Source organism: Cellvibrio sp. 25HG11W-0 (assembly GCF_057815475.1).
On sequence record NZ_CM174230.1, the window covers coordinates 3,407,049 to 3,428,388 of the forward strand.

Annotated in this window: 22 protein-coding genes; 4 read left to right on the forward strand and 18 right to left on the reverse strand. The window is 48.0% G+C overall.

The window, feature by feature from the left end; genetic code table 11:
• Positions 1 to 361 precede the first annotated feature (361 nt).
• From ybgF to AC0KUT_RS14305, 17 genes are all read right to left on the reverse strand, one after another.
• Positions 362 to 1,096 carry a tol-pal system protein YbgF gene (gene ybgF / locus AC0KUT_RS14225; protein WP_488830925.1) on the reverse strand — a complete coding sequence of 245 codons (735 nt, stop codon included), beginning with the start codon at positions 1,094 to 1,096 and terminating at the stop codon, positions 362 to 364.
• A 14-nt stretch (positions 1,097 to 1,110) separates the two neighbouring features.
• The gene (gene pal, locus AC0KUT_RS14230; RefSeq protein ID WP_488830926.1) at positions 1,111 to 1,575 is read right to left on the reverse strand and encodes a peptidoglycan-associated lipoprotein Pal; all 465 of its coding nucleotides are present in this window, start codon (positions 1,573 to 1,575) and stop codon (positions 1,111 to 1,113) included.
• 46 nt (positions 1,576 to 1,621) lie between these two features.
• Positions 1,622 to 2,902, reverse strand: a complete 1,281-nt coding sequence (gene tolB, locus AC0KUT_RS14235; RefSeq protein ID WP_488830928.1) for a Tol-Pal system beta propeller repeat protein TolB — start codon at positions 2,900 to 2,902, stop codon at positions 1,622 to 1,624.
• Positions 2,899 to 3,741, reverse strand: a complete 843-nt coding sequence (gene tolA, locus AC0KUT_RS14240; protein WP_488830929.1) for a cell envelope integrity protein TolA — start codon at positions 3,739 to 3,741, stop codon at positions 2,899 to 2,901. The genes tolB and tolA overlap by 4 nt, the downstream gene beginning before the upstream one ends.
• A gap of 7 nt (positions 3,742 to 3,748) precedes the next feature.
• Positions 3,749 to 4,177: a protein TolR gene (gene tolR / locus AC0KUT_RS14245; RefSeq protein WP_488830930.1), complete on the reverse strand. Its 429-nt coding sequence runs from the start codon at positions 4,175 to 4,177 to the stop codon at positions 3,749 to 3,751.
• Between the two features lie 39 nt (positions 4,178 to 4,216).
• Positions 4,217 to 4,903 carry a protein TolQ gene (gene tolQ / locus AC0KUT_RS14250; RefSeq protein ID WP_488830931.1) on the reverse strand — a complete coding sequence of 229 codons (687 nt, stop codon included), beginning with the start codon at positions 4,901 to 4,903 and terminating at the stop codon, positions 4,217 to 4,219.
• Between the two features lie 291 nt (positions 4,904 to 5,194).
• A complete protein-coding gene (ruvB, locus tag AC0KUT_RS14255) occupies positions 5,195 to 6,220 on the reverse strand; it encodes a Holliday junction branch migration DNA helicase RuvB (RefSeq protein ID WP_488830934.1) in 1,026 nt (341 codons plus the stop codon).
• A gap of 126 nt (positions 6,221 to 6,346) precedes the next feature.
• Positions 6,347 to 6,964: a Holliday junction branch migration protein RuvA gene (gene ruvA, locus AC0KUT_RS14260; RefSeq protein WP_488830935.1), complete on the reverse strand. Its 618-nt coding sequence runs from the start codon at positions 6,962 to 6,964 to the stop codon at positions 6,347 to 6,349.
• Between the two features lie 47 nt (positions 6,965 to 7,011).
• Complete coding sequence (gene ruvC, locus AC0KUT_RS14265; protein ID WP_488830937.1) at positions 7,012 to 7,533, reverse strand: crossover junction endodeoxyribonuclease RuvC; 522 nt, start codon at positions 7,531 to 7,533, stop codon at positions 7,012 to 7,014.
• A 91-nt stretch (positions 7,534 to 7,624) separates the two neighbouring features.
• Complete coding sequence (locus tag AC0KUT_RS14270; RefSeq protein WP_488830938.1) at positions 7,625 to 8,140, reverse strand: GNAT family N-acetyltransferase; 516 nt, start codon at positions 8,138 to 8,140, stop codon at positions 7,625 to 7,627.
• Between the two features lie 3 nt (positions 8,141 to 8,143).
• Positions 8,144 to 8,794 carry a helix-turn-helix transcriptional regulator gene (locus AC0KUT_RS14275; RefSeq protein WP_488830940.1) on the reverse strand — a complete coding sequence of 217 codons (651 nt, stop codon included), beginning with the start codon at positions 8,792 to 8,794 and terminating at the stop codon, positions 8,144 to 8,146.
• Between the two features lie 122 nt (positions 8,795 to 8,916).
• Positions 8,917 to 9,660, reverse strand: a complete 744-nt coding sequence (locus AC0KUT_RS14280; RefSeq protein WP_488830942.1) for a YebC/PmpR family DNA-binding transcriptional regulator — start codon at positions 9,658 to 9,660, stop codon at positions 8,917 to 8,919.
• 118 nt (positions 9,661 to 9,778) lie between these two features.
• Positions 9,779 to 11,602, reverse strand: coding sequence for an aspartate--tRNA ligase (gene aspS, locus AC0KUT_RS14285; protein WP_488830943.1), 1,824 nt, complete (start codon positions 11,600 to 11,602; stop codon positions 9,779 to 9,781).
• 58 nt (positions 11,603 to 11,660) lie between these two features.
• A complete protein-coding gene (locus AC0KUT_RS14290; RefSeq protein WP_488830944.1) occupies positions 11,661 to 11,930 on the reverse strand; it encodes an FmdB family zinc ribbon protein in 270 nt (89 codons plus the stop codon).
• A 141-nt stretch (positions 11,931 to 12,071) separates the two neighbouring features.
• Positions 12,072 to 12,767, reverse strand: a complete 696-nt coding sequence (mtgA, locus tag AC0KUT_RS14295) for a monofunctional biosynthetic peptidoglycan transglycosylase (RefSeq protein ID WP_488830945.1) — start codon at positions 12,765 to 12,767, stop codon at positions 12,072 to 12,074.
• Positions 12,768 to 12,845: 78 nt separating this feature from the next.
• On the reverse strand, positions 12,846 to 13,355 hold the full coding sequence (locus tag AC0KUT_RS14300) for a DUF4124 domain-containing protein (RefSeq protein WP_488830946.1): 510 nt from the start codon (positions 13,353 to 13,355) through the stop codon (positions 12,846 to 12,848).
• A 60-nt stretch (positions 13,356 to 13,415) separates the two neighbouring features.
• Positions 13,416 to 13,823 carry a Rieske (2Fe-2S) protein gene (locus AC0KUT_RS14305; RefSeq protein WP_488830948.1) on the reverse strand — a complete coding sequence of 136 codons (408 nt, stop codon included), beginning with the start codon at positions 13,821 to 13,823 and terminating at the stop codon, positions 13,416 to 13,418.
• Positions 13,824 to 14,059: 236 nt separating this feature from the next.
• Here AC0KUT_RS14305 and AC0KUT_RS14310 point away from each other — a divergent pair, with 236 nt between their 5' ends.
• Entirely contained in the window at positions 14,060 to 15,400 is a 1,341-nt protein-coding gene (locus tag AC0KUT_RS14310) for a flavohemoglobin expression-modulating QEGLA motif protein (RefSeq protein ID WP_488830949.1), read from the forward strand.
• Between the two features lie 15 nt (positions 15,401 to 15,415).
• Positions 15,416 to 15,766 carry a hypothetical protein gene (locus AC0KUT_RS14315; RefSeq protein WP_488830950.1) on the forward strand — a complete coding sequence of 117 codons (351 nt, stop codon included), beginning with the start codon at positions 15,416 to 15,418 and terminating at the stop codon, positions 15,764 to 15,766.
• Positions 15,767 to 15,855: 89 nt separating this feature from the next.
• Here AC0KUT_RS14315 and AC0KUT_RS14320 read toward each other — a convergent pair whose 3' ends face one another.
• Positions 15,856 to 16,242: a hypothetical protein gene (locus AC0KUT_RS14320; protein ID WP_488830952.1), complete on the reverse strand. Its 387-nt coding sequence runs from the start codon at positions 16,240 to 16,242 to the stop codon at positions 15,856 to 15,858.
• 444 nt (positions 16,243 to 16,686) lie between these two features.
• Here AC0KUT_RS14320 and AC0KUT_RS14325 point away from each other — a divergent pair, with 444 nt between their 5' ends.
• Entirely contained in the window at positions 16,687 to 18,597 is a 1,911-nt protein-coding gene (locus AC0KUT_RS14325) for a di-heme-cytochrome C peroxidase (protein WP_488830953.1), read from the forward strand.
• Between the two features lie 463 nt (positions 18,598 to 19,060).
• Positions 19,061 to 21,229, forward strand: coding sequence for an FG-GAP repeat protein (locus AC0KUT_RS14330; RefSeq protein WP_488830954.1), 2,169 nt, complete (start codon positions 19,061 to 19,063; stop codon positions 21,227 to 21,229).
• Positions 21,230 to 21,340 lie beyond the last annotated feature (111 nt).

Sequence of the window (21,340 nt, forward strand, 5' to 3'; positions counted from 1 at the left end):
TCTTTTTAAACCACACATCATGTCACAGTTTACGCCATGCTATTGCTGAGACACCAAGCCAACATCAGAATTCACAATAGAATTGGTAGAAGAAATTAAAAATACTACAAGAAAAGGATATTGAGCGACCAATAAGCACACAACAGAAGCCTAAACAACTTCTGTGTCTTTTTATCAAAGGAGCTTACTGAATTAGAATTGCACAAATATGGGAGATGGGCGCTAGCAAATAACTAGCCGGGTTAACGAGTGCCTACTGACTTACCTTCGACACATTATTGACTAGGTTAAGTATGCCACGCCTCAGCTGCGTCACTAAAAATGTTCCAGTGACGCACAATATTAAATCAATGAACAAAAACTAGAAGTTCTCACTCAAAAATCTATCAGCAAGCCGCGCCGCATCACTATTACCAGAAGCAACTTCCTGCAATAACGCTTTTGCCTTAGCCTTTTCGCCTAAAATATAATACACCTTACCTAAATCTAACTTAGTATCAGGTACTTTTGAGGCCTTAGGGAAACGTGTAATCAAATCACTAAACCACTGCTGAGCAGCTGGATAGTCTTTTTTAAGCATAGCGACCTTGCCCAACCAATAATGGCTGTTGCTGGCAAATTCACCATTGGGAAAGCGCGTCAAGTGCGCCTTAAAAGCACTTACCGCACCATCGAAATCTTTTTGATTCAATAAATCATAAGCGGCTTTGTATGCATCGCTTTCAGACACACCATCCAGAACAGATGTCTCTGTACCCAGCATTGGGGCAGTAGCAGATGGAGAGGCTATAGTGTCCACTTTCGCAGTTGATTTAACACCACTAATGCGCCTATCTAGATCGATATAGTTATCGAGCTGCAATTGTTTTAATTGCTTTAATTCGTAGGCTTGCTCTTCAACAAGGCCACGCAGGTTCGTAACTTCATCTTGCAAAGCACGAATTTGAGAAAAAACATCAGAATCAGCAGATACAGCGAGAGAGGGCTGAGCCACCCCAAGGCGAGTGCCTTGAGGTGAAGACTCAACTACCCGTACTTGCGCTTGCAACACTGGGGCCGCCACTAACAGAGCAACCGCGAGTAAGTTTTTCAGCATACGGGCTTAGACTCTTAGTACTTAACTTCTACGCGACGGTTTTGAGCGTAAGATGATTCATCGCTACCAGTAGCAACTGGTTGTTCTTCACCAAAGCTAACTACTTCCAAAGAAGAACCGTTAACACCTTGAGTTACGAAGAAATCGCGAACTGCGTTAGCACGCTTCTCGCCCAAAGCCATGTTGTATTCACGTGAACCGCGCTCATCAGCGTGACCTTCCAAGCGAACAGCAACTGAAGCGCCTTTCAATTTGTCAGCGTGAGCCAACAAAAGAGCACGGCTCTCAGCAGTCAAGGTGTATTGATCAAAGTCAAAATATACTACGTTTGACAATTGAGCTTCTTGAACAGCCTGAACTGGTGCAACAGTACCGGTTGAAGTTTCTTCAACTGGCTTAGAGTCATTGCTTGAACAGCCAACGAGAAAAGACATAACAACAGCGAAAGTCAAACCTTGTTTAATTGCTTTAATGATCATGTGTGTGTAACTCCAATAAGGATAGGTCTAGTTTAGTACAGGGGATTTAGTTGAAGAATGGCGACCATGCGGGTTCCCGCACATCACCTTGTTTTGGAGGCTGGAGGATTTTAATGCGCGCATCTAAAGATACCGCTGCTAATACTCCTTTACCACCAGAACGAGTCGCATACATAAGCATAGCGCCATTGGGCGCTATACTAGGTGATTCGTCCAAACTTGTCTCGGACAAAATGCGTAAATTACCACTTTTTATGTCTTGAGCAGCAATATGGTATTGACCACCGGGCCGCTTATTCAACATAACGAGACTTTTACCATCTGGCGAGACGCGACCACGTGCATTGTAATCGCCGTCGAAGGTTACACGCTCTTGCTGTCCAGTAGCAAGTGTCACTTGATAAATTTGTGGTTTTCCACCGCGATCAGAGGTAAAAAATACCGATGAGCCATCCGCAGACCATGAAGGCTCATGATCAATTGCAAAATGATTGGTTACACGCGTGAGCTGACGCGTCAAAACATTCATTACATAAATTTCTGGATTTCCATCCTTAGACAACGCCATTGCTAATTTTTGCCCATCAGGTGACCATGCCGGAGCACCATTTAACCCACGAAAGTTCGTCATCTGCTGACGACGACCTGTAGCCAAGTCCTGCACATAAATTGCCGGTTTGTTATCTGCTTCAAAAGACACATAGGCTACACGCTGGCCATTAGGGGACCACACCGGCGACAAAAGTGGATAACGCGATTCCAATAATAAGCGAGGGCGGAAGCCATCCACATCAGAAAGCATTAATCGATATTTTTGCGGGCTCTTAAATGCCTCAACATAGATTAATTTCGTGGAGAAGATACCGCGAATACCCGTAATGGTTTCATAGACCTTGTCGCTAATATGATGGGCCATATCGCGCAGCTGAGCTTCGCTGCCATCTACTGTCAATTTAGCAAATACGCGCTTTTGCTGCACGACGTCAAACAGCTCATAGCTCGCGTAGTAACGTCCAGCCTGCTGAGTAACGGAGCCAATTAGCAGATATTCAGAACCGAGAATCTTCCAATCGCGATAATGAACCTCTAGCTCACTTTTAGGATAGGAGAGCATGCGGTCAGCACGTATTGCCTCGAACTGTCCAGAAAACTCTAAATCATTACCAACAATCTTTGCCAAATCCTCGGCAAGGGCTCCACCAGTCCACGCAAAAGGAACCACAGCAATCTTAGTGGGATTATCCACACCCTTAGTAATGCGCATATTTAACTGCGCCTGGGCAACCGCACTGATAAATATCAGACACACCAACAAATATCGCTTCACTGTCTTAAGTCCTCTGGGCTGAAAGTAAATTTGAATACACGGAAATACTTCTCGAATATATCTGGTGGAATTTGCATTACCTCGGTGAATCGATCAACACGCCTAACAGCCTGCTCTGCTGCGCGATCAAATGCAGGATCACCACTACTTCTTACAACATGCAGATCCGTCACAATACCATTGGGCAACATGTTTACTTCTAATACCACTTCCAAACCGCGCCGCGCCGAAGGCGGGCGACTCCAATTCTGCTCCACGCGCTCGATCAGCATCTCCTCATAACTTTTGGTGTTAACCTCATCATTTGATTCGCTAATCATTTTTTCTTCGCGCTGTAGCGCCGCCTGCACGCGACGCTTCTCTTCCATGGCCTCTTGCTCACGCTTGCTCTTTTTCTCAGCTTCCGCCTTGCGCGCCTGCTCTTCTGCCTTGAGCTTCTTTTCCGCCTCGGCTTTAGCGGCCTTAGCTTTGGCTAGCTTTGCTTGCTCTTCTTTAATTTTTTGTTGTTTTTTGTTTTCTGCTTCAGCGGCTGACTTAGCCTGCTGATCCTTTTGTTTTTGGATCAAGGCTTCTGCCTGCTTGCGCTTCTGCTCATCTTGCTTTTTTAAATTTTTCAGGTCTTCATAAGCCTTGGAGTCTAACACCTGCTCTTTCTTTTGCAGTGGAGCAGCCTTAGCTTTGGGCTTCAAATCGACTAATTTTGCCGTTACGTAATGAGGTTTATAGGGTACCTCTTCTTTTTTGAAGAAGTCCCAATTCCCTAAAAACAATACCAACAAACTTGCATGTAAAAACACACTTAGAAATATTGGGAGTGAAAATGATTTCTCGACCTTCATAGAATGCCTAGCGCGGCGGCTCCGTAATCAAGCCCACAGAGGGTGCGCCCGCCAGCTTGAGCTCGCCCATAAGAGACACAATTACACCGTATTCCACTTTTTTATCGCCCTGGACAAATACCAAGGTATTAGGTTTTTCAGCCAGTACCTTGCTTACGATAGATTTAATTTCCTGAAGCGGGCGCGCCTGTTCTGGGTCACCCGCCAAATCGATGTAGTAGCCGCCATCTGCCTTTACAGAAACGGTTATAGGATCGTCCTCTTTACTTTCGACCGGTTCAGATGCTGCCTGCGGCAACTCCACTTTAATTCCCTGAGTCATCATAGGTGCAGCGATCATAAACACAATCAACAACACCAACATGACATCAATGAGCGGAACCACATTGATTTCCGCTTTAAGCTTTTTCTTAACTTTTGGACCAAATCCAGACATAACAGCGACCTGTTTTTTACAAATGACAATAAAACAGCCTTATTTGCTGTGAACCTGGCGATGCAGAATGGCCGAGAACTCTTCCGCAAAAGTCTGATAGTTACTTAAAAGGTTTTCTGCGCGCGCTGAAAATTTGTTGTAAGCCAATACTGCAGGTATAGCGGCAAAAAGCCCCATCGCCGTAGCAATCAAGGCCTCTGCAATACCCGGCGCCACTGTCGCCAAGCTAGGTTGGCCCGCATTCGCAATATTCAGAAAGGAATTCATGATGCCCCAAACAGTACCAAAAAGACCGATATAAGGGCTTACCGATGCCACGCTGGCAAGAAAGGGTAAATTCTCTTCGAGCTTTTCCTCTTCGCGCGCAAGCGCAACGCGCATGGCCCGCATAGAGCCTTCCATTACCGCATCTGAATCGGCGCCAGCCTGCTGGCGTAAACGCGTAAACTCTTTAAAGCCTGCGCGAAAAATACTTTCAATACCTTCAACAACTTCTGTGCGGCCATTGCCCTGACGATATAACTGATTCAGATCAATACCAGACCAAAACTGTTTTTCGAAGTAATCGAATGCCGAAGACGCTTTGCGCTGATACATCTCACGCTGAAACACCATCACCCAAGACACAACAGATGCGACGAACAAAATCAGCATCACCATTTGCACCAAAAAACTCGCCTCGAGAATCAGGTGCAGTATCGATAAACTTTTATCAGCTTCAGGCATAGGAATCTTGAACTCTTAAGTAATGACTTATGAAAAAATGAATCAATCTGAGCCTATATATCGGCTACAGGGCCAATGCTTTAAACGCCAGGCCGTCGGGCAAAAAATGCGGGCTCATGATAGCCTAAAGCGCGCCAAAATTCTGCACGCCTTAACTTCATATAGTTTTATATTAAATTTGATGGATACTAATAACGCCCTTACTCTCGGCACGCACCCAAAAAGAAATCAAACTGAGCATTACCACTTAAGCACCACCCCAAGCGCAGCCTTGAGTGACGGTGTTTAAATTCACTCACCCAACTCCTGCAGGCGCTTAGGCATTGCCATGCCAAGATGAAGATAGGCATTATTGGTCAATATTCGACCGCGCGGAGTGCGCGCCAAAAAGCCCTGCTGAATTAAATAAGGCTCTATTACGTCTTCAATAGTGCCACGGTCTTCACTAATAGCTGCTGCTAGGCTTTCAATACCAACGGGGCCGCCATCAAAATTATTCATCAAGGCTACAAGTAAACGACGATCCATTTGATCAAAACCGCGCTCATCAACATTGAGCATATTAAGTGCGCTATCGGCCATTTGCGCCGTTACCAAGCCATCGCCTTTCATTTCTGCATAATCGCGTACCCGCCGCAACAGCCGATTCGCGATGCGCGGTGTACCGCGCGCGCGCTTGGCAACCTCTTCAGCACCTTGGCGATCCATACTTACGCCGAGCAATGCAGCCGAACGGGCGACTATGTGAGTCAAATCGGCGACATTATAAAACTCCAGTCGCTGAACAATACCAAAACGGTCCCGCAGTGGCGATGTTAAAAGCCCTGCGCGAGTGGTAGCACCCACTAATGTAAACTGCGGCAAATCCAGTTTAATGGAGCGCGCAGCCGGGCCTTCGCCGATCATAATATCTAACTGAAAATCCTCCATGGCAGGATAGAGAATCTCCTCCACCACGGGACTTAACCGATGTATTTCATCAATAAAAAGCACATCACCCGGCTCTAGATTCGTCATCAAGGCCGCTAAATCGCCCGCTTTTTCCAACACGGGCCCAGACGTACTCTTTAGTGACACCCCCATTTCGTTGGCTATGATATGTGCCAGAGTGGTTTTACCTAGTCCAGGAGGGCCAAATACCAAAGTATGATCCAACGCTTCGCCGCGCTTTTTGGCGGCCCCAATAAAAATTTCCATCTGCTCGCACACAATTGGCTGCCCCACATAATCCGCAAGACTTTTAGGGCGCACAGTGCGATCTAGAAAATCTTCGCGCTCTTTAATGGCAGGTGCAATCAAGCGATCAGTTTCAATCATAAATGGCTCGTAGAGGGGATAAAGAGTTTGCGAGGTGTTATTCAGCTAGGCGCAGTATAAAAGCTACGCGCTCATTAAGCATGTGGATACCACTGACAGGAGCATTATGCCCGGACAGTGCATAGACTACACGCTGGCAATACTGCGCAAAGCAGTACGTATAAGAAGCTCACTACTCGCATCAGGTAATTGCTTAGCAGCCATTGCAACCATTTTAGCTGCATCAGCTGGCTTATAACCCAACGCAATCAGCGCACTTTCAGCCTCAGCATAGACATCTTGATTTGCAGTGAACGACTGCACTCCACCTTGTGACAGCAGATCATTATGCGGCAAGTCCCAGTTTTTAAGGCGATCACGCAATTCAACCACCAAGCGTTCAGCGGTTTTCTGGCCGATACCTGGCACCTTAGTCAAAGCCTTAACATTATTGTCGCGCACACAGCGCGCCAAATCATCCGATTCAATACCCGAGAGTATGCCAATACCTAACTTAGGGCCAACACCACTGACTTTTATCAAGGTGCGAAATAAAGCGCGGTCGCGCTGCTCGGCAAAGCCAAATAATTGATGCAGATTTTCGGTTATAGAAAGATGAGTATGCAGAATCACTTCCGCACCGAGAGGTGGCAATTTATAAAAAGTCGACATAGGTGCTTGCAGCTCATAGCCCACCCCCTGTACTTCTAACACCAAATAAGGCGCCTGTTTTTCAAGCAAAATTCCACGTAGACGTCCAATCATAAAAATCTCTCATTTATATCGCGCCATACCACAAGGCAATGCGCTTATTAAACTACGCGGCCACGTCTAAAACTGCTAGAACCAGCCAGCTTAATTAAATGTTGTTGTGTGTTGGCATGGCAAAGTGCAACTGCCAAGGCATCAGCAGCATCCTCTTGTGGCGCCGCGGGCAGTCGCAGGAGTGTTTTAACCATGTGCTGCACTTGCAATTTATCGGCGGCACCATTCCCCACAACCGACTGCTTCACCTTGCGCGCTTCATATTCCGATACAGGTAAATCCAACGCAACCGCCGCCACAATCGCAGCACCGCGCGCCTGCCCTAACTTGAGGGCCGATGCAGCGTTCTTCGCCATGAACACCTGCTCGATCGCCATTTCTTGTGGGCAATATTGATTAATAATCTGGGTGACAGAGTCGAAAATAACCTTTAATCGCTCCGGCAAGCTCGACTCATCGGACATACGAATTACACCACTGGTGACATACTCCGTTTTACTGCCGAGTACATTAATAATGCCAAAGCCCGTTTTACGCGAGCCAGGATCAATCCCCAAAATGAGCGCCATAGAGAAAAACCAAAAGAGAAACATAGCCAAGAACGAATGGAGCACTGTAATTACATACAGTATTGCACGCAAAGGAAGAGCAGACAAGCCGTTAGCGGCGAAAAACAACAATAGGGAAGCTGTCAATTTCACTGGTTTTAACCAGCTTATAGCCGAGCTTTTTGAGAACTGCTTGTGAAGGATTATTACCCCGCGCAGTAAACGCAATAATATTTACGACGCCCTGTCGCTGATAATATTCAAGAACAGCGCGAGCGGCCTCAGTGGCATAACCTCGGCCACGCGCGCTCGCAATAAGTCGATAACCCAACTCTAATTCTGGCTTAGCGTCCAACTCGCAGCAATCAACTCCGCAGTAACCTATAAGCCACTCAGTAGACTTTTCGATAATTGCTAGCTTGGTAAATTGCGTTTTAGAAAGCCTTAAGCGCTGCGTAAATACCTCACGTGCAGCCGCATCACTCAAGGCACCTGCACGTGAGTATTGCATAAAATCAGGATCGGTCAGCTGTGCGACGAAAATCTCTTCATCCGCGACGTCAAACGGGCGTAGCAATAAGCGTTCAGTTTCCAACACTAAACACTTAGCCTGCGCACAATCCAACATAAATTAATTCACCCTAAACAGAAGCCGATAAACCTTGCCATTAGCGGCAGAAAAATGAATAGCAGAGGCTTGCTTGTCGGCACAGAGTAAACCCGGCTCTGCCACCAGCTCAAATTGATTATTGGTAAACTCATAAATTTTTGTGGTGAGCATAACGCCTCCATCTATACGAAATGAAGCCACCCTAAACTTTAACCGCTCATCCAATACGACCTCGTTTATCTCATCCTCAGTATTCACAAGCTGCACATCGGCCAAGGTTTTATTTTCGCTGGCCACCAATAAATTAATCATTATGGGTTCCGCGACGGCTTTGGACCACCAAATCAGACCAGTTGACGCAAGCACAAGACCAGCAACCAATAATCCAACACTGATTGTTTTTGCTTTTACTCGACTAAGCACCCCTGACACCATTGAAACGGAATCTGCGGTTTTGAGTTGCGGGGTAACAGCTAACTCACGCAATTGCTCAACCTGCGTATCAAACGCCGCAGCCAAAGCGCGGGCCGACTCCAAGGAAGCAGCGCCGTTGCGCTCTAAACGCTGCACGGTACGCAGGCTAAGCCCTGCAACCTCCGCCAGATGACTCTGACTCCATGCGCGCTGCTCTCGCTCTGCGCGCAATTTATTCTTATCTAATTGCATATCCATTACCAAAACCTCTAGCGACTTAAAGAAAAAAGACCCTAGTGTTTTTACTCCTTCCCACGGTAATGCGCTACGACAGTGATATGCCAAGCACCAGCCAACAGCTTGATAAACGCAAAAATGCGTTAATCCAATTGCTCCATAATATCTTCAGCGATATCGGCATTGGTGTAGACCGTCTGCACATCATCCAAATCTTCGAGCATATCAATCAGCGCAATCACTTTTTCTGCTTGGTCTTTATCAAGCGCAACGGTCAGTGAAGGAATCATGGTTATTTCTGAATGCTCTGCCGCAAACCCCGCTGCTGCGAGTGAGTCTTTCACGCCAAGATATTCTTCAAAGGTGGTAAATACATCAATAGAGCCATCGTCGTTGGTGACGACATCATCAGCGCCCGCCTCTAGGGCAGCTTCCATCAAAGCATCTTCACTTAAGCCCGCCGCAAAACTTATTTGGCCTTTGCGGGCGAACAAATAGGATACCGAACCACTAGCGCCCATATTGCCGCCGCGCTTATCAAAGGCGTGACGCACTTCACCAGCGGTGCGGTTGCGATTATCGGTCATGCACTCAACAATAAATGCCACGCCATTTACGCCGTAGCCCTCATAGGTTAACTCTTCATAGTTATCTGCTTCGGTAGTGCCAGCACCGCGCGCAATGGCTTTTTCGACGGAGTCGCGCTTCATGTTGTTGTAGAGCGCATTTTCTACGGCAGCGCGCAGGCGTGGGTTATCTGCAGGATTGGGGCTGGATTTAGCCGCCACGGTAATTTCGCGGATTAATTTGGTAAAAATTTTAACGCGCTTGGCATCTTGGCGCCCTTTGCGATGACGCATATTGGCCCATTTGCTGTGTCCAGCCATTTACTATTCCTCCACCTAAAGTCTTAAACTGATCTTGTTTTTAATTGGTCTTGTTTTTAACAATAAAAAAAGGGCGGGCATTGCCCACCCTTTTTTACGTGCGGCTTAACGCCAATGCTTACATACCGTATTCAGCAGCAGCCTCTTGCGCTTCCGTAGTGGCGGCAGCAGCGGCTTTCTCCTGCTTGCGCAGACGAATGTGCAACTCACGCAACTGTAGGTCGTCGACCAAACCAGGGGCATCAGTCAACACACAGGCAGCACTTTGGGTTTTGGGGAAGGCGATAACATCGCGGATTGAGCTGGCGCCAATCATTAACATAATCAAACGATCCAAACCAAACGCCAAACCGCCGTGTGGTGGTGCACCGTATTTCAAGGCATCGAGCAGGAAGCCGAACTTCTCGCGCTGCTCTTCTTCGCTAATGCCCAAAATTTCGAACACAGTTTGTTGCATAGCCTTGGTGTGAATACGCACCGAACCACCACCCAATTCAGTACCGTTAAGTACCAAGTCATAGGCTTGCGACAAAGCAGCAGCAGGATTCGCTTTTAATTCTTCAGGGGTGCATGACGGCGCGGTGAAGGGGTGGTGAATTGCGGTAAGCGCACCACCGTCCAGCTCTTCAAACATGGGGAAATCAACCACCCACAACATCGCCCACTCTTTGGTGTAGAGCTTCAAATCTGCGCCCAACTTGCAGCGCAATGCGCCCAAAGCTTCGGTCACGACTTTATGTTTATCAGCGCCGAAGAAAATCAAATCGCCGTTTTCAGCAGCAACGCGCTCAAGAATCGCCGCACGCACGGGGATTGGCAGGTTTTTTACGATAGGCGATTGCAAACCTTCTTCCAAATCGTTTTTGTCGTTAACCTTGATGTATGCCAAACCTTTAGCGCCGTAAATGCTCACGAATTTAGTGTATTCATCGATTTGCTTGCGGGTTAACTTGTCATTACCACCGGGTACTTTAAGCGCAGTAACGCGCGACTTTGGATCGTTTGCGGGGCCAGAGAAAACTTTAAAGTCCACTTCAGTGACCAAGTCTTTAACGTCAACTAATTCCAGCGGGATACGCATGTCGGGCTTGTCTGAACCGTACTTGGTAATCGCTTCAGAGTAAGGCATACGCTGCAACTCATCGAACTCTACGCCTTTCAAATCTTTAAAGACTTCGCGAATCATGCCTTCGGTAACCGACATAATTTGATCTTGGCTCATGAACGAGGTTTCAATATCGATCTGAGTAAATTCTGGTTGACGATCTGCACGTAAATCTTCATCGCGGAAACATTTAGCAATTTGATAGTAGCGATCAAAGCCAGACACCATCAGCAATTGCTTAAACAACTGCGGCGACTGCGGCAGTGCGAAAAATTTATTTTCGTGGGTGCGCGATGGCACCAAATAATCGCGCGCTCCTTCAGGAGTAGCGCGGGTCAGGATTGGCGTTTCAATGTCCAGGAATTCATGGCGATCTAAATAATTGCGAATTGCGCTGGTCACTTTAGAGCGGAAGCGCAGACTTTTTTGCATTTCCAAGCGACGCAGGTCGATGTAGCGATACTTTAACCGCACATCTTCGCCCACGACTGTATGCGAATCCAGGGGGAAAGGAATAGTTTCCGCTTCGTTCAATATACTCAAGCCAGTGCCGTAAACTTCAATTTCACCGGTCGCCATATTGGCATTCACGGTGGCAGCCGCGCGCGCGCGCACCTTACCAGTCACTTGCAATACATACTCGCCACGCACCTTGTCGGCTAGGGCAAAGTTTTCTTTGGCATCAGGGTCAAACACTACCTGAACAATACCTTCGCGGTCGCGCAGGTCGATAAAGATCACTCCACCGTGATCGCGACGACGATCCACCCATCCACAGAGAGTGACTTCTTGATCGATATGAGTGGCGTTTAAAGCGCCACAGTATTGGCTGCGCATAGGACAATCCTGTTTATTAATTAATGTCGAGAAATTATTCGCGGCTTAGCGGTTGGTATTAATCCGCTGCCTTGGCCGGCGTACTGGGCGCACTTGCGGAACTCGTCGCACTGGCTCCTGTATCTCCGGCTAAATTCTTTTTATTACCCGATTTAAAATCGGTCTCGTACCAGCCACCGCCAGAAAGACGGAAACCAGCAGCAGAAATTTGTTTCTTCAAGCTAGGTTTGGCGCAGACGGGGCAATCCACCAGCCGTGGATCGCTCAGTTTTTGTAGCGCTTCAAGATTATGACCACAGGCTTCACATTGATATTCATAAATAGGCACAGCATTAACCTCAACACAATATTCAACCAAAAATCGACGACTTAAGCGCGGATAAAACCTCGATAAGTCCGAAAAAGCTCGCGATTATAGCCTAAGCAGCCGCCTGCGAGAACCATAGGCTGCGGGTTTCTGCGGGTTTAATCACTTGGGAACACGCGAGTAATTCATGCGCGCCTGCACTTTACGCCCGTGCGCCTTCACCCACGTGGGCATAGATTTTTGGTAGGCACGGGGGTTAGGAAGCATAATGGCCAGCCGCACTGCCTGCGCCTGGCCCAGCTGTCCAGCAGAACATTGGTAATAATGACGTGCCGCAGCTTCGGCGCCAAAAATGCCATCACCCCACTCCACCACGTTCAAATACACCTCAAGAATGCGGCGCTTATCCCATAACAACTCAATCATTAAGGCAAGGCCAGCCTCTTGCCCTTTGCGCAAATAAGAGCGCGAGGGCGACAGGAACAAGTTTTTTGCCAACTGCTGGGAGATCGAAGATCCACCCGCTACCGATTTCCCCTTGCGCTGATTCTTCGCGAAAGCTTGGCGCATACCACGCAAATCAAAGCCATGATGCTCCATAAAGCGATCATCCTCAGCCGCCACTACTGCGCGCTTTAAATGCGATGAAATCTGTGCGTAATCCACCCACCGCTGCTGCAAGGCGGCGCGAGGATTCTGCTCGCGCAACTCCGCCAAACGCAGCGCCATAAAATGGGTCTCACTGGGGTTCCACCAACGCCAAGCCAAAATGTGCACAAAAAACCACAACTGATATGCCAGCAAGAGCAGTAAAAGCCACTTCAACAACCAGCGCGCTCGTCGCCAAAATTTATTCATTAATGCTCAACTATTATTAATTGGCGATTTATAAACCTATTCATTTACACACTGCACCTAAGGTACTTTGGCGAGAAATCAATAAACCTGCTCTTGGGCCTGATTGCGCTGCTGCATGGCTTCAGCGGCAGTACGCGCTTTATCCAAGGCCGATTCGCCTCCAGCTGGCGATGCCGTATTTGACTCACCACCTACAATACCCCCCTTAGCCCCAGCAGCTGGACTAACGCCCCGCTCTGGCGCAGATATTCCATTGCGCATTTCAACCTCAACCTGCTCTGCCGCGTTAGCACCAGGCTTATCGCCAAAATGCACCTGGCCATTGACGTCAGTCCACTTATACACCTTAACAGGCGCTATAGGCTCAGGCTCAACATACTTACCTTTCAAATCCTTGAGGGCTGATTTAGCATCTGCAGAGAGACTATCAAAGGACATTAATTCCCGTAAATCCACCAGCCAATCACTCCCCAAGCGCGCTTTCATATCATTAAGCGGCAACTGCCCCGTTTTGAGATAAATGAGATAATTACCCACCACAAACACCAGTAAAACCACCATTAACGACTTGAATATTAAACGCTTCATAACACCGCATCCTTTTTGTTATTGCTTTCTTCTGTGAATCTTTTTTCGAACCAACCAACGCTATTCACTAACCTCAACACCCAGCGTATTTCCCTCATAAATTAGCGGAAAAAACTGCAGCGATTGCGCACAGGCAGTACCCGCAGCGCGTCCCGTATCTAAATCAAACTCAATGCCATGCATTGGACAACGCAATCGATTACCCTTGCAACTTGCCTGCGTTAACGCCGCACCCGCATGAGGGCAAGCATTACGAATAAGCAAACTCTTTCCATTTTCATGCAGCAACAACAAATTTTGCCCTGCGAGTCGAACCGCTTGGCGATAACCATCATGAAGCAGATGAAGTTTTTCTAATGCAACAAAGGCCATAATAAAACCGCTGACAACCGCCGATTGAGGAAGATAGCGCCATTTTGGCGATTTATACCCAGTGACGCCAGTAGTCCTCGCAAATAAGCTATTCATCAAACACGAAATTCCAACCACAAATGCTATGCAAACCGCTAGAATGTCGCTAAACCTACGCAACCAACCGCGCAGCTTTTAACCAACGCCCACTGAACGCTATTCAACAGCCGTTACGATGCCTGGTTAAAACAACGAAAGACAAAGCAATCTGCAGCGGGATACCCCCGTCGCATTGAATAGGCACCAAAAAACCCAGCAAGTGCCTGCAGTATTCACTCTCTCGGCCCCCTGATATGACTCAAGCACTCTACCTTGAACGATTGAAGCAATTATCATCGCGCTTGGTATCACTACAAAAGCCAATTCGCATTCTCGACGCTATCAAATGGCCCGCCGAGCTGGAAGAGCGCTTTCGCGCCCAAGGCGGCCGCGAACTGCCAGAACTTGGGGCTGACTTTTATCAGCGCCAAAAACTGGGGTTTGAGCCCGACACTGTCTATCAACTTTTAGCCGAATTAAAAGGCGATGTACGACGGCAATTAGGACGCGGCGACGCGCTCGGCAAAATTCTGCAGTCGACCATAGATCAATACCAAATTGTAATCGAGCTTTTGCGCCATCGCGGACGCCCAGAGTTTGGACACTTTAGCCGTATGCTTTATGGTTCCGCTTCAGACAACTTACGCGGCGACCGCAAAACCCTGCGCCAAATGGGTGAGCAGCTCTGTCATATTTTTTCACTGCCCGCGGTAGAACATTTAAATTGCCCTTATACCAATCACATTCCCGCCGAAAATGCCGTGCAAATTTTACATGAGCGAATGGCCAACTACTTCGGCCCGGGCGAAGTGCGCGTGCAAATCAGTGACGACATAGTGTCGGACGCATCTGCTGGCGGCGACTGCATTAAGATTAATCGCCGCGCGCGCTTTTCAGAATTAGATTTACAAGTTCTAGAAGTACACGAAGGCTGGGTACATATAGGCACCACCCTCAATGGCCGCCTACAACCGTGGGCCACTTGGTTAAGTGTAGGTTCGCCGCGTATAACCGCGATTCAAGAAGGCATGGCCGTACTGCTGGAAACGCTCACCTTTAGTTCATTCCCGCAGCGTGCACGACGCATTAGCGACCGAGTGGTAGCAGTGGACTTAGCCGAGCGCGGAGCAAATTTTTGCGAGGTTTATCAACACTTTCTCAACAGCGGCGTAAGCGAACACGACAGCTACCGCGTCACGCAGCGCGTGTTCCGCGGCGGCACACTTGAAGGCGGCTCGGTATTCACCAAAGACATTTCATACGTGAAAGGTTTTGTGGAAAATGTAAATTTTATTCGCAGCGCCATTCAATCAGGTGTGCCTGAAATCATTCCCATGCTTTTTGTCGGTAAAGTTACTCTCGACGATTTGCCGCTCCTATACGAACGTCATTTAGAAGGGGTTATTGCTGCACCTAAATATCTTCCAAGCATGTTTAAAAATTTAAATGGGCTCTATGTGTGGTTTGGTTTTTCAAGCGGAATCTCTTCAATGAACATTGCACGCGTGCAGCAGCACTTCAGCAAAATGTTTGAGCAATTCCCGCGCGCCGCACACCTATACCCAAACCAGAACAATGATGCAGAAATAAACTGAGTTAGATTGATTATCATGACGCACTACAAGATTGTACTTTCGGGGGAAAACATTTTCTTCGAAAACGAAACTACCAGCGCAGAGCCAGTAGTGGGCTTTATTAGCTGTAAATTAATCCAAGCTGAAAACCCTGACCTCGCGCTAGCGCGCGCCAAACGCGACCTACTTGTTCAGTGGAATCAAAGCTTTAATGCCGACCGTAAATTAGGCATGCCAAAATTGCAGGCGGAACACATAAGCGAAGTGAAAGGTTGGTTTAAACCGAAAACAGGGAATGATTATTTTTGGTTTACCAATGATGCAGACAAGCAAGCACTGCTCGATAAATTTACACAGAAGCCGCGCAAATGGTACTGGTATAAATAGCCTTGAACAGACATTCAACGTTTCAGCGCCAAACACATAATTTCGCGGCTTTTCGGGGTTTATAAGCGAATGTTCGAAACCTCCACCCGCTAAGACCCTACTGCCGCCAGGTTACTCTGCACTTCAATTAAACTTAACAACATAGCCATTTGGCCCGCTGAGGTAACTTGCTCAGCGCGCGCCGACAACGGCGAATTCCCCACCCATTCAAAACGCCAGCGAAACAACTGCAATTGACCTTGCGTTTCGCGCACTTCAATAAGCTCAAAACTGCGTGCATCCAAATCAAACAGTTGGCGCAATTGAAACGCAAAAGGCTCGGCATTCTTACCGACTAGGCTGGAGGCTTGCTGACTGGGGGCGCTGATAAAAACGCAATCACGATTGTGGTGCTTAATTTGATAGACAGAAAGATTAACATCCTGTCCGAGGCGATTGTGCAAAGTGATATCCGCAAATAAAGGATTCATCAACATTGTAAGTCCCGCTGTGCTTTTATGATTTTGAATCTAACACTCATCGCTGAAGTTGATTCAATATTTGAATTACGGCCAAGTCATCCTTACAACCAACCGTAAATTAACGACCGGTAAGCGACGAGGCGGCAGTCTACGCACAATTTATGACAGTTCAAGTAAAACAGCCCCTGAAATAGATCCAGACAGAATTAACGTGCCAGTTGTTACTTTATTGCCACGAAAATCCAACAGAGGGGTGACACTTACACAAAAAAGTAAAAAAATAAGTTTATTTTTTAAACAATCATCCGTTAGTCCCTCTTGCGCCGCAAGAGTTCCCTGAATTGACACTGAATACTTATAATATTTTGTTCATTTCAGCACTAAAAAAGCATAAAATTTCGCAGTCACTGCCACGCATACATCACACGCACTCTTTATCTATCATTGAAAGGACTACTCATGCATCCGCTACGCTTAGCTTGCGCCCTAACTATCACTCTGCTTGCGCTCAATGCCTGCACCTATGTCTCCCAAGGTATTTTGGTTGATAGCGACCGTTACGCCAGCCTCAGCGATACCGATCAATTTGGCGATAGCGCCAGCAAAACCATTTATCCCGAACAAAATTGGAGCGGCGCCGACAGTCTATGGTTTTACACCATTACCCAAGGCTCGGACCTCATCCCCTACGATATTTTTCTACATCTAGAGCAAGCGGATAGCACTGCGTTATTTCGCAGCGATGAAAATATGAATAGGTTGCGTTACTTACCGCAAAAACCTTCCCACAGTAACCCCGATGGCTTGGCTGTAGGCTGGGTGAAAGACAGCCACCAAGGCAAGAACTACATAGGTTTCACTTGCGCGGCCTGCCACACAGGGCAAATTAACTACCAAGGCACCGCCATTCGCATCGATGGTGCACCCGCGCTCGCAGATATGGATATGATGCTAAAAAGCCTAAGCGCTGCGCTAAATGCCAGCCTAGAGCAACCTGACAAATTCGACCGCCTTGCTAGAAAAATCACCGACACTAACTCGCCAGCTCAAATAGCAGAATTGCGCACTCGTTTAAGTGCAGCAATGACCGATGTTAGTTACTACAATCGCATCAATGCTCCGCTTCATGGCGAGCAAAATGTGGCCTACGGCTACGGTCGTGTCGATGCTTTTGGGCGCATCTATAATCGCATCTTGGGCAATCTCACCCCTAATACCCCCAATCACAATTCCGCCTGCGCACCCGTTAGCTACCCCTTTCTTTGGGACACGCCGCAACACGACTTTGTGCAGTGGAATGGCAGCGCCGATAACGCTTTAGCCGGACCATTAGGTCGCAACACAGGAGAAGTCTTAGGTGTTTTTGCACACTTCGACCTCAACAAACGCCCCAAAGATGCGGGTTATCGATCCTCCGTTGAGTTGCGCAATCTAAACCGCACTGAAACACACCTAGAGGATCTTTGGTCGCCACTTTGGGAAGATCTCGCCCGACAGAAGGTGTTGCCCGCCATAAACCAGGCCTTGGCACAGGAAGGGCGCGCGCTTTTTGTAGATTATCAATGCCAAAGTTGCCACCAATCAATTGATCGCACCAATGCTAAACGGCGAGTTACAGCGCAAATGGCAAGCCTGAAAAACATAGGTACAGACCCCTATATGGCAATGAATGCACTTAAATATGGTGGTAACAGCGGTTACTTCGCTGGGCAACCCTATAAGTTTGTCATGCTCAATGGCCCTAAGTTTGCCACTACAACCTCTTCCTTACCCGCGTTAAGTCGTGCGGTTGAAGGCGTCATTCTCGAACCAGACCACGACAAGAGCCTTATTCGTCGCTGGGCAGAGAAGCTCTATGATTTAGCCACGTCGATCAACCACAACCCCATCAAGAAAACCCAAAAACATCTCGATTTTGAGGTTGTTCCTACAAATAGCCCTGCAGCCTTCGCGGCCTATAAAGCACGCCCGCTTAATGGCATTTGGGCGACAGCACCCTATTTGCACAATGGCTCTGTGGCTAATCTGTATGAACTTTTTTTACCCAGCTGTAGCGATGCCGAAATTGCTAGCGGCAAAGCCTGCCGCGCCAATCGCTTTACACTCGGGGCTCGGGAGTTCGATGCGGAGAAAGTGGGTTTTGTACAAAGAGATGCACAGCAGTATCCAGAGCTGTTCGTCTTTGATACCCAGCTGCCCAGCAACGCCAATAAAGGCCATGAATATGCCGCAGGCGTAACACCGGTAATGCGCTTAAACGCCGAAGGCAAGCCCATAAAAGATGCAGACGGCAAACCGCAGCTTTACCAGCTACCGCCGTTAAATCACTCTCAGCGCCTTGCCTTGGTTGAGTACTTAAAGACGCTATAGAATGGTCGGACATCCTCGGCACTATAGACAAAATAACAGACAAAATAATAGACACCACAATAGAAGCCTCCAGGCCAGCCACACACGGCTGGCCTTGAAGCGCACCGAAGCTCAGGTCACACAAAATAGTAGAAACCGTCAACCCAGACCCCAACTCAGCCCTGAGTTTTGACCAGCAAAGAATTATGTTTGCGCCCATGACTTGCACAATTGTTCACAGGTTCGGCACATTCAATCCGTTAAACTGTCGATGAAGTTCACTCGTCGAAATAAACTCTGAACATTCCCCCGCGAGCGAGGTCTTTAGCCTGTTGCTATGGCATCCAAATCCTTAATAAGCCGTTAGCGTGCATTTTCCAACCCACTCTCGGGTAAAAACTGCTTATCTCGGGTGATTTCATTGACACCAGCGGCTGCGGCACACAGAATCACCGACCAGTTTAAAACATCAGGAATAAGCTGAATGAATATTGACCGTTTCACGCATTTTTTTAACCGTTCGACCCTTGTTATCTCCCTTGTTACTAGCTCACTCTTGCTAGCGGCTTGCGGCGGTAGCGACAGCAATAAACCCTCATCCAGTTCAGCTTCCAGCACCTCATCTCAGCGCAGCAGCTTCAGTGCTACCTCGCTACCCGCTACGGGTTCTGGCACTTGGCCCAGCGTAAAAGTCAGCGCAAGCGCCGCTAAAACACTTAAGTTTGAATGGTCTGCCGTCGCAGGAGCCAGCTATTACAAGCTGATGAAAAATACCAGCGGCAATAGCGGCTATGTCCAAGTTGGTGGCAATCTTGACACCAATAGCGCCCTAGATATGGTCGGCGTACATATTCACGACTGGCTCAATACCCGCTATATGGTTCAAGCCTGCAGCGATTCAGGCTGTGTCGACTCGGAAGAAACCTACAGCGCCACCGCCATGATTAATGCCATTGGCTACCTCAAGGCCTCTAACGTCGAAGCCAATGACCTTTTCGGCTGGAGCCTCTCCTTAGCCGCGGATGGTATGACGCTAGCCGTGGGAGCACCTGCAGAAGACAGCAAAGCACTGGGCGCTAATGGCGACCAAGCCAATAACGAAAGTACCAACTCTGGCGCCGTTTATATATTCGTAAAAGAAAATAACAGCTGGGTGCAAGAAGCCTATCTAAAAGCCTCTAACACCGAACAACCCAACTTGAACACTAATCGGTTTTTAATCAATGATCGCTTTGGTTATCGCGTAGCACTGTCAGACGATGGCAATAGCCTTGCTGTTTCAGCGCTCTTAGAAGACAGCCCCTCCTATGGCATTGACTGCAACCAAAATAATTTTGAGATCACCGGCACCGACGGCCAAATAAGAGCGCAAGATTACAATGTAGGTGCAGTCTATGTATTCAAGCGTACCGCTAACGACTGGACTCAAGAAGCCTACTTGAAACCGCACTTTCTCTCGACCAGTGAACTGCGCTTTGGTGAATCCCTCGCAATCTCGGGCGATGGCATGACTATCGCTGTAGGCACCACCAGTAATGGCCTAGTCTATAACCAAATCGTCAACTACGACTCATCGAGCTCAGCTACTGCCTGTTTTGAGTTCTATCCCTCAAGCAGCAGTAGTAACTCATCCAGCTCATCGCTGAGCTCAAGCAGCATATCGAGTAGCAGCTCAACCATCGCTATCACCTCCAGCAGCGCTATAGGTGGCAATGGTTCTGGTGCGGCTTACATTTTCCACTACACCGAAGAATCAGGCTGGCAGAACCAAGCTTTCATAAAAGCCTCTAACGCACAAGCTTATGATAGCTTTGGTGCGAGCCTCGCACTCTCAACCGACGGCAATAAACTCGCGATAGGCGCATTGGGTGAAGACTCCAATGCACAAGGTGTAAATGGCGATCAAAATGTTAATGCCTGCTGGTACTATGATGGTGAAAGCATCAAAATTGATGCAGCCTGCACCACCGCCGCCAAATACGCCTACTCAGGAAATGCTGATTACCTCAATAATGGCGCCGCCTATGTATTTAGTCGCACCGATGGCAGCTGGGTACAAGAGGCCTATTTAAAACCAGCCTCAACCTATCTCAACAGCTATTTTGGGGCCAGTATTGATATCTCTGGCGACGGCAAAACTATTGCGGTAGGTGCAACCGGCGATTCCAGTAATGCCCCTGGCATCAATGGCAACAGCAGCGATGTATCGGCTCCTGCTAGTGGCGCAGTCTACATATTCCGCCTCAACGACAGCAGCTGGGCTCAAGACGCCTACATCAAAGCCGCCGTGGTCATTGACAGCAACCAATTTGGTCAATCTGTCAGCCTCGCGCGCGACGGCAACACCCTAGCAGTTGGCACCTACTTCGACGCCAGCGCCGCCATAGGTATTAATGGTGACGAGAACGACAACAGCGCTCTGCGCTCTGGCGCCGTCAGTGTTTTCCACTACGACATGGGCACCTGGAGCAAAAAAAGCTACGTAAAAGCCAGCAACACCGACACCGATGACCGCTTTGGTTTTAACACCGACCTCTCAGCCGATGGTTCAACCATGGCCGTAAGCGCTCACCGCGAAGCAGGCAAAGGCGGCACCCCTGCAGAACAAACAGACAACAGCGCCGATGCAGCAGGAGCGGTTTACCTCTACTAAGGTTAACAACCACAGTAGTTAACCCAATAAAAAAGCGCGTCAGGTTAATTCTGATGCGCTTTTTTATTGGGTACCGATTGGTACAAATACATATTAATTTAAGCAACTCGG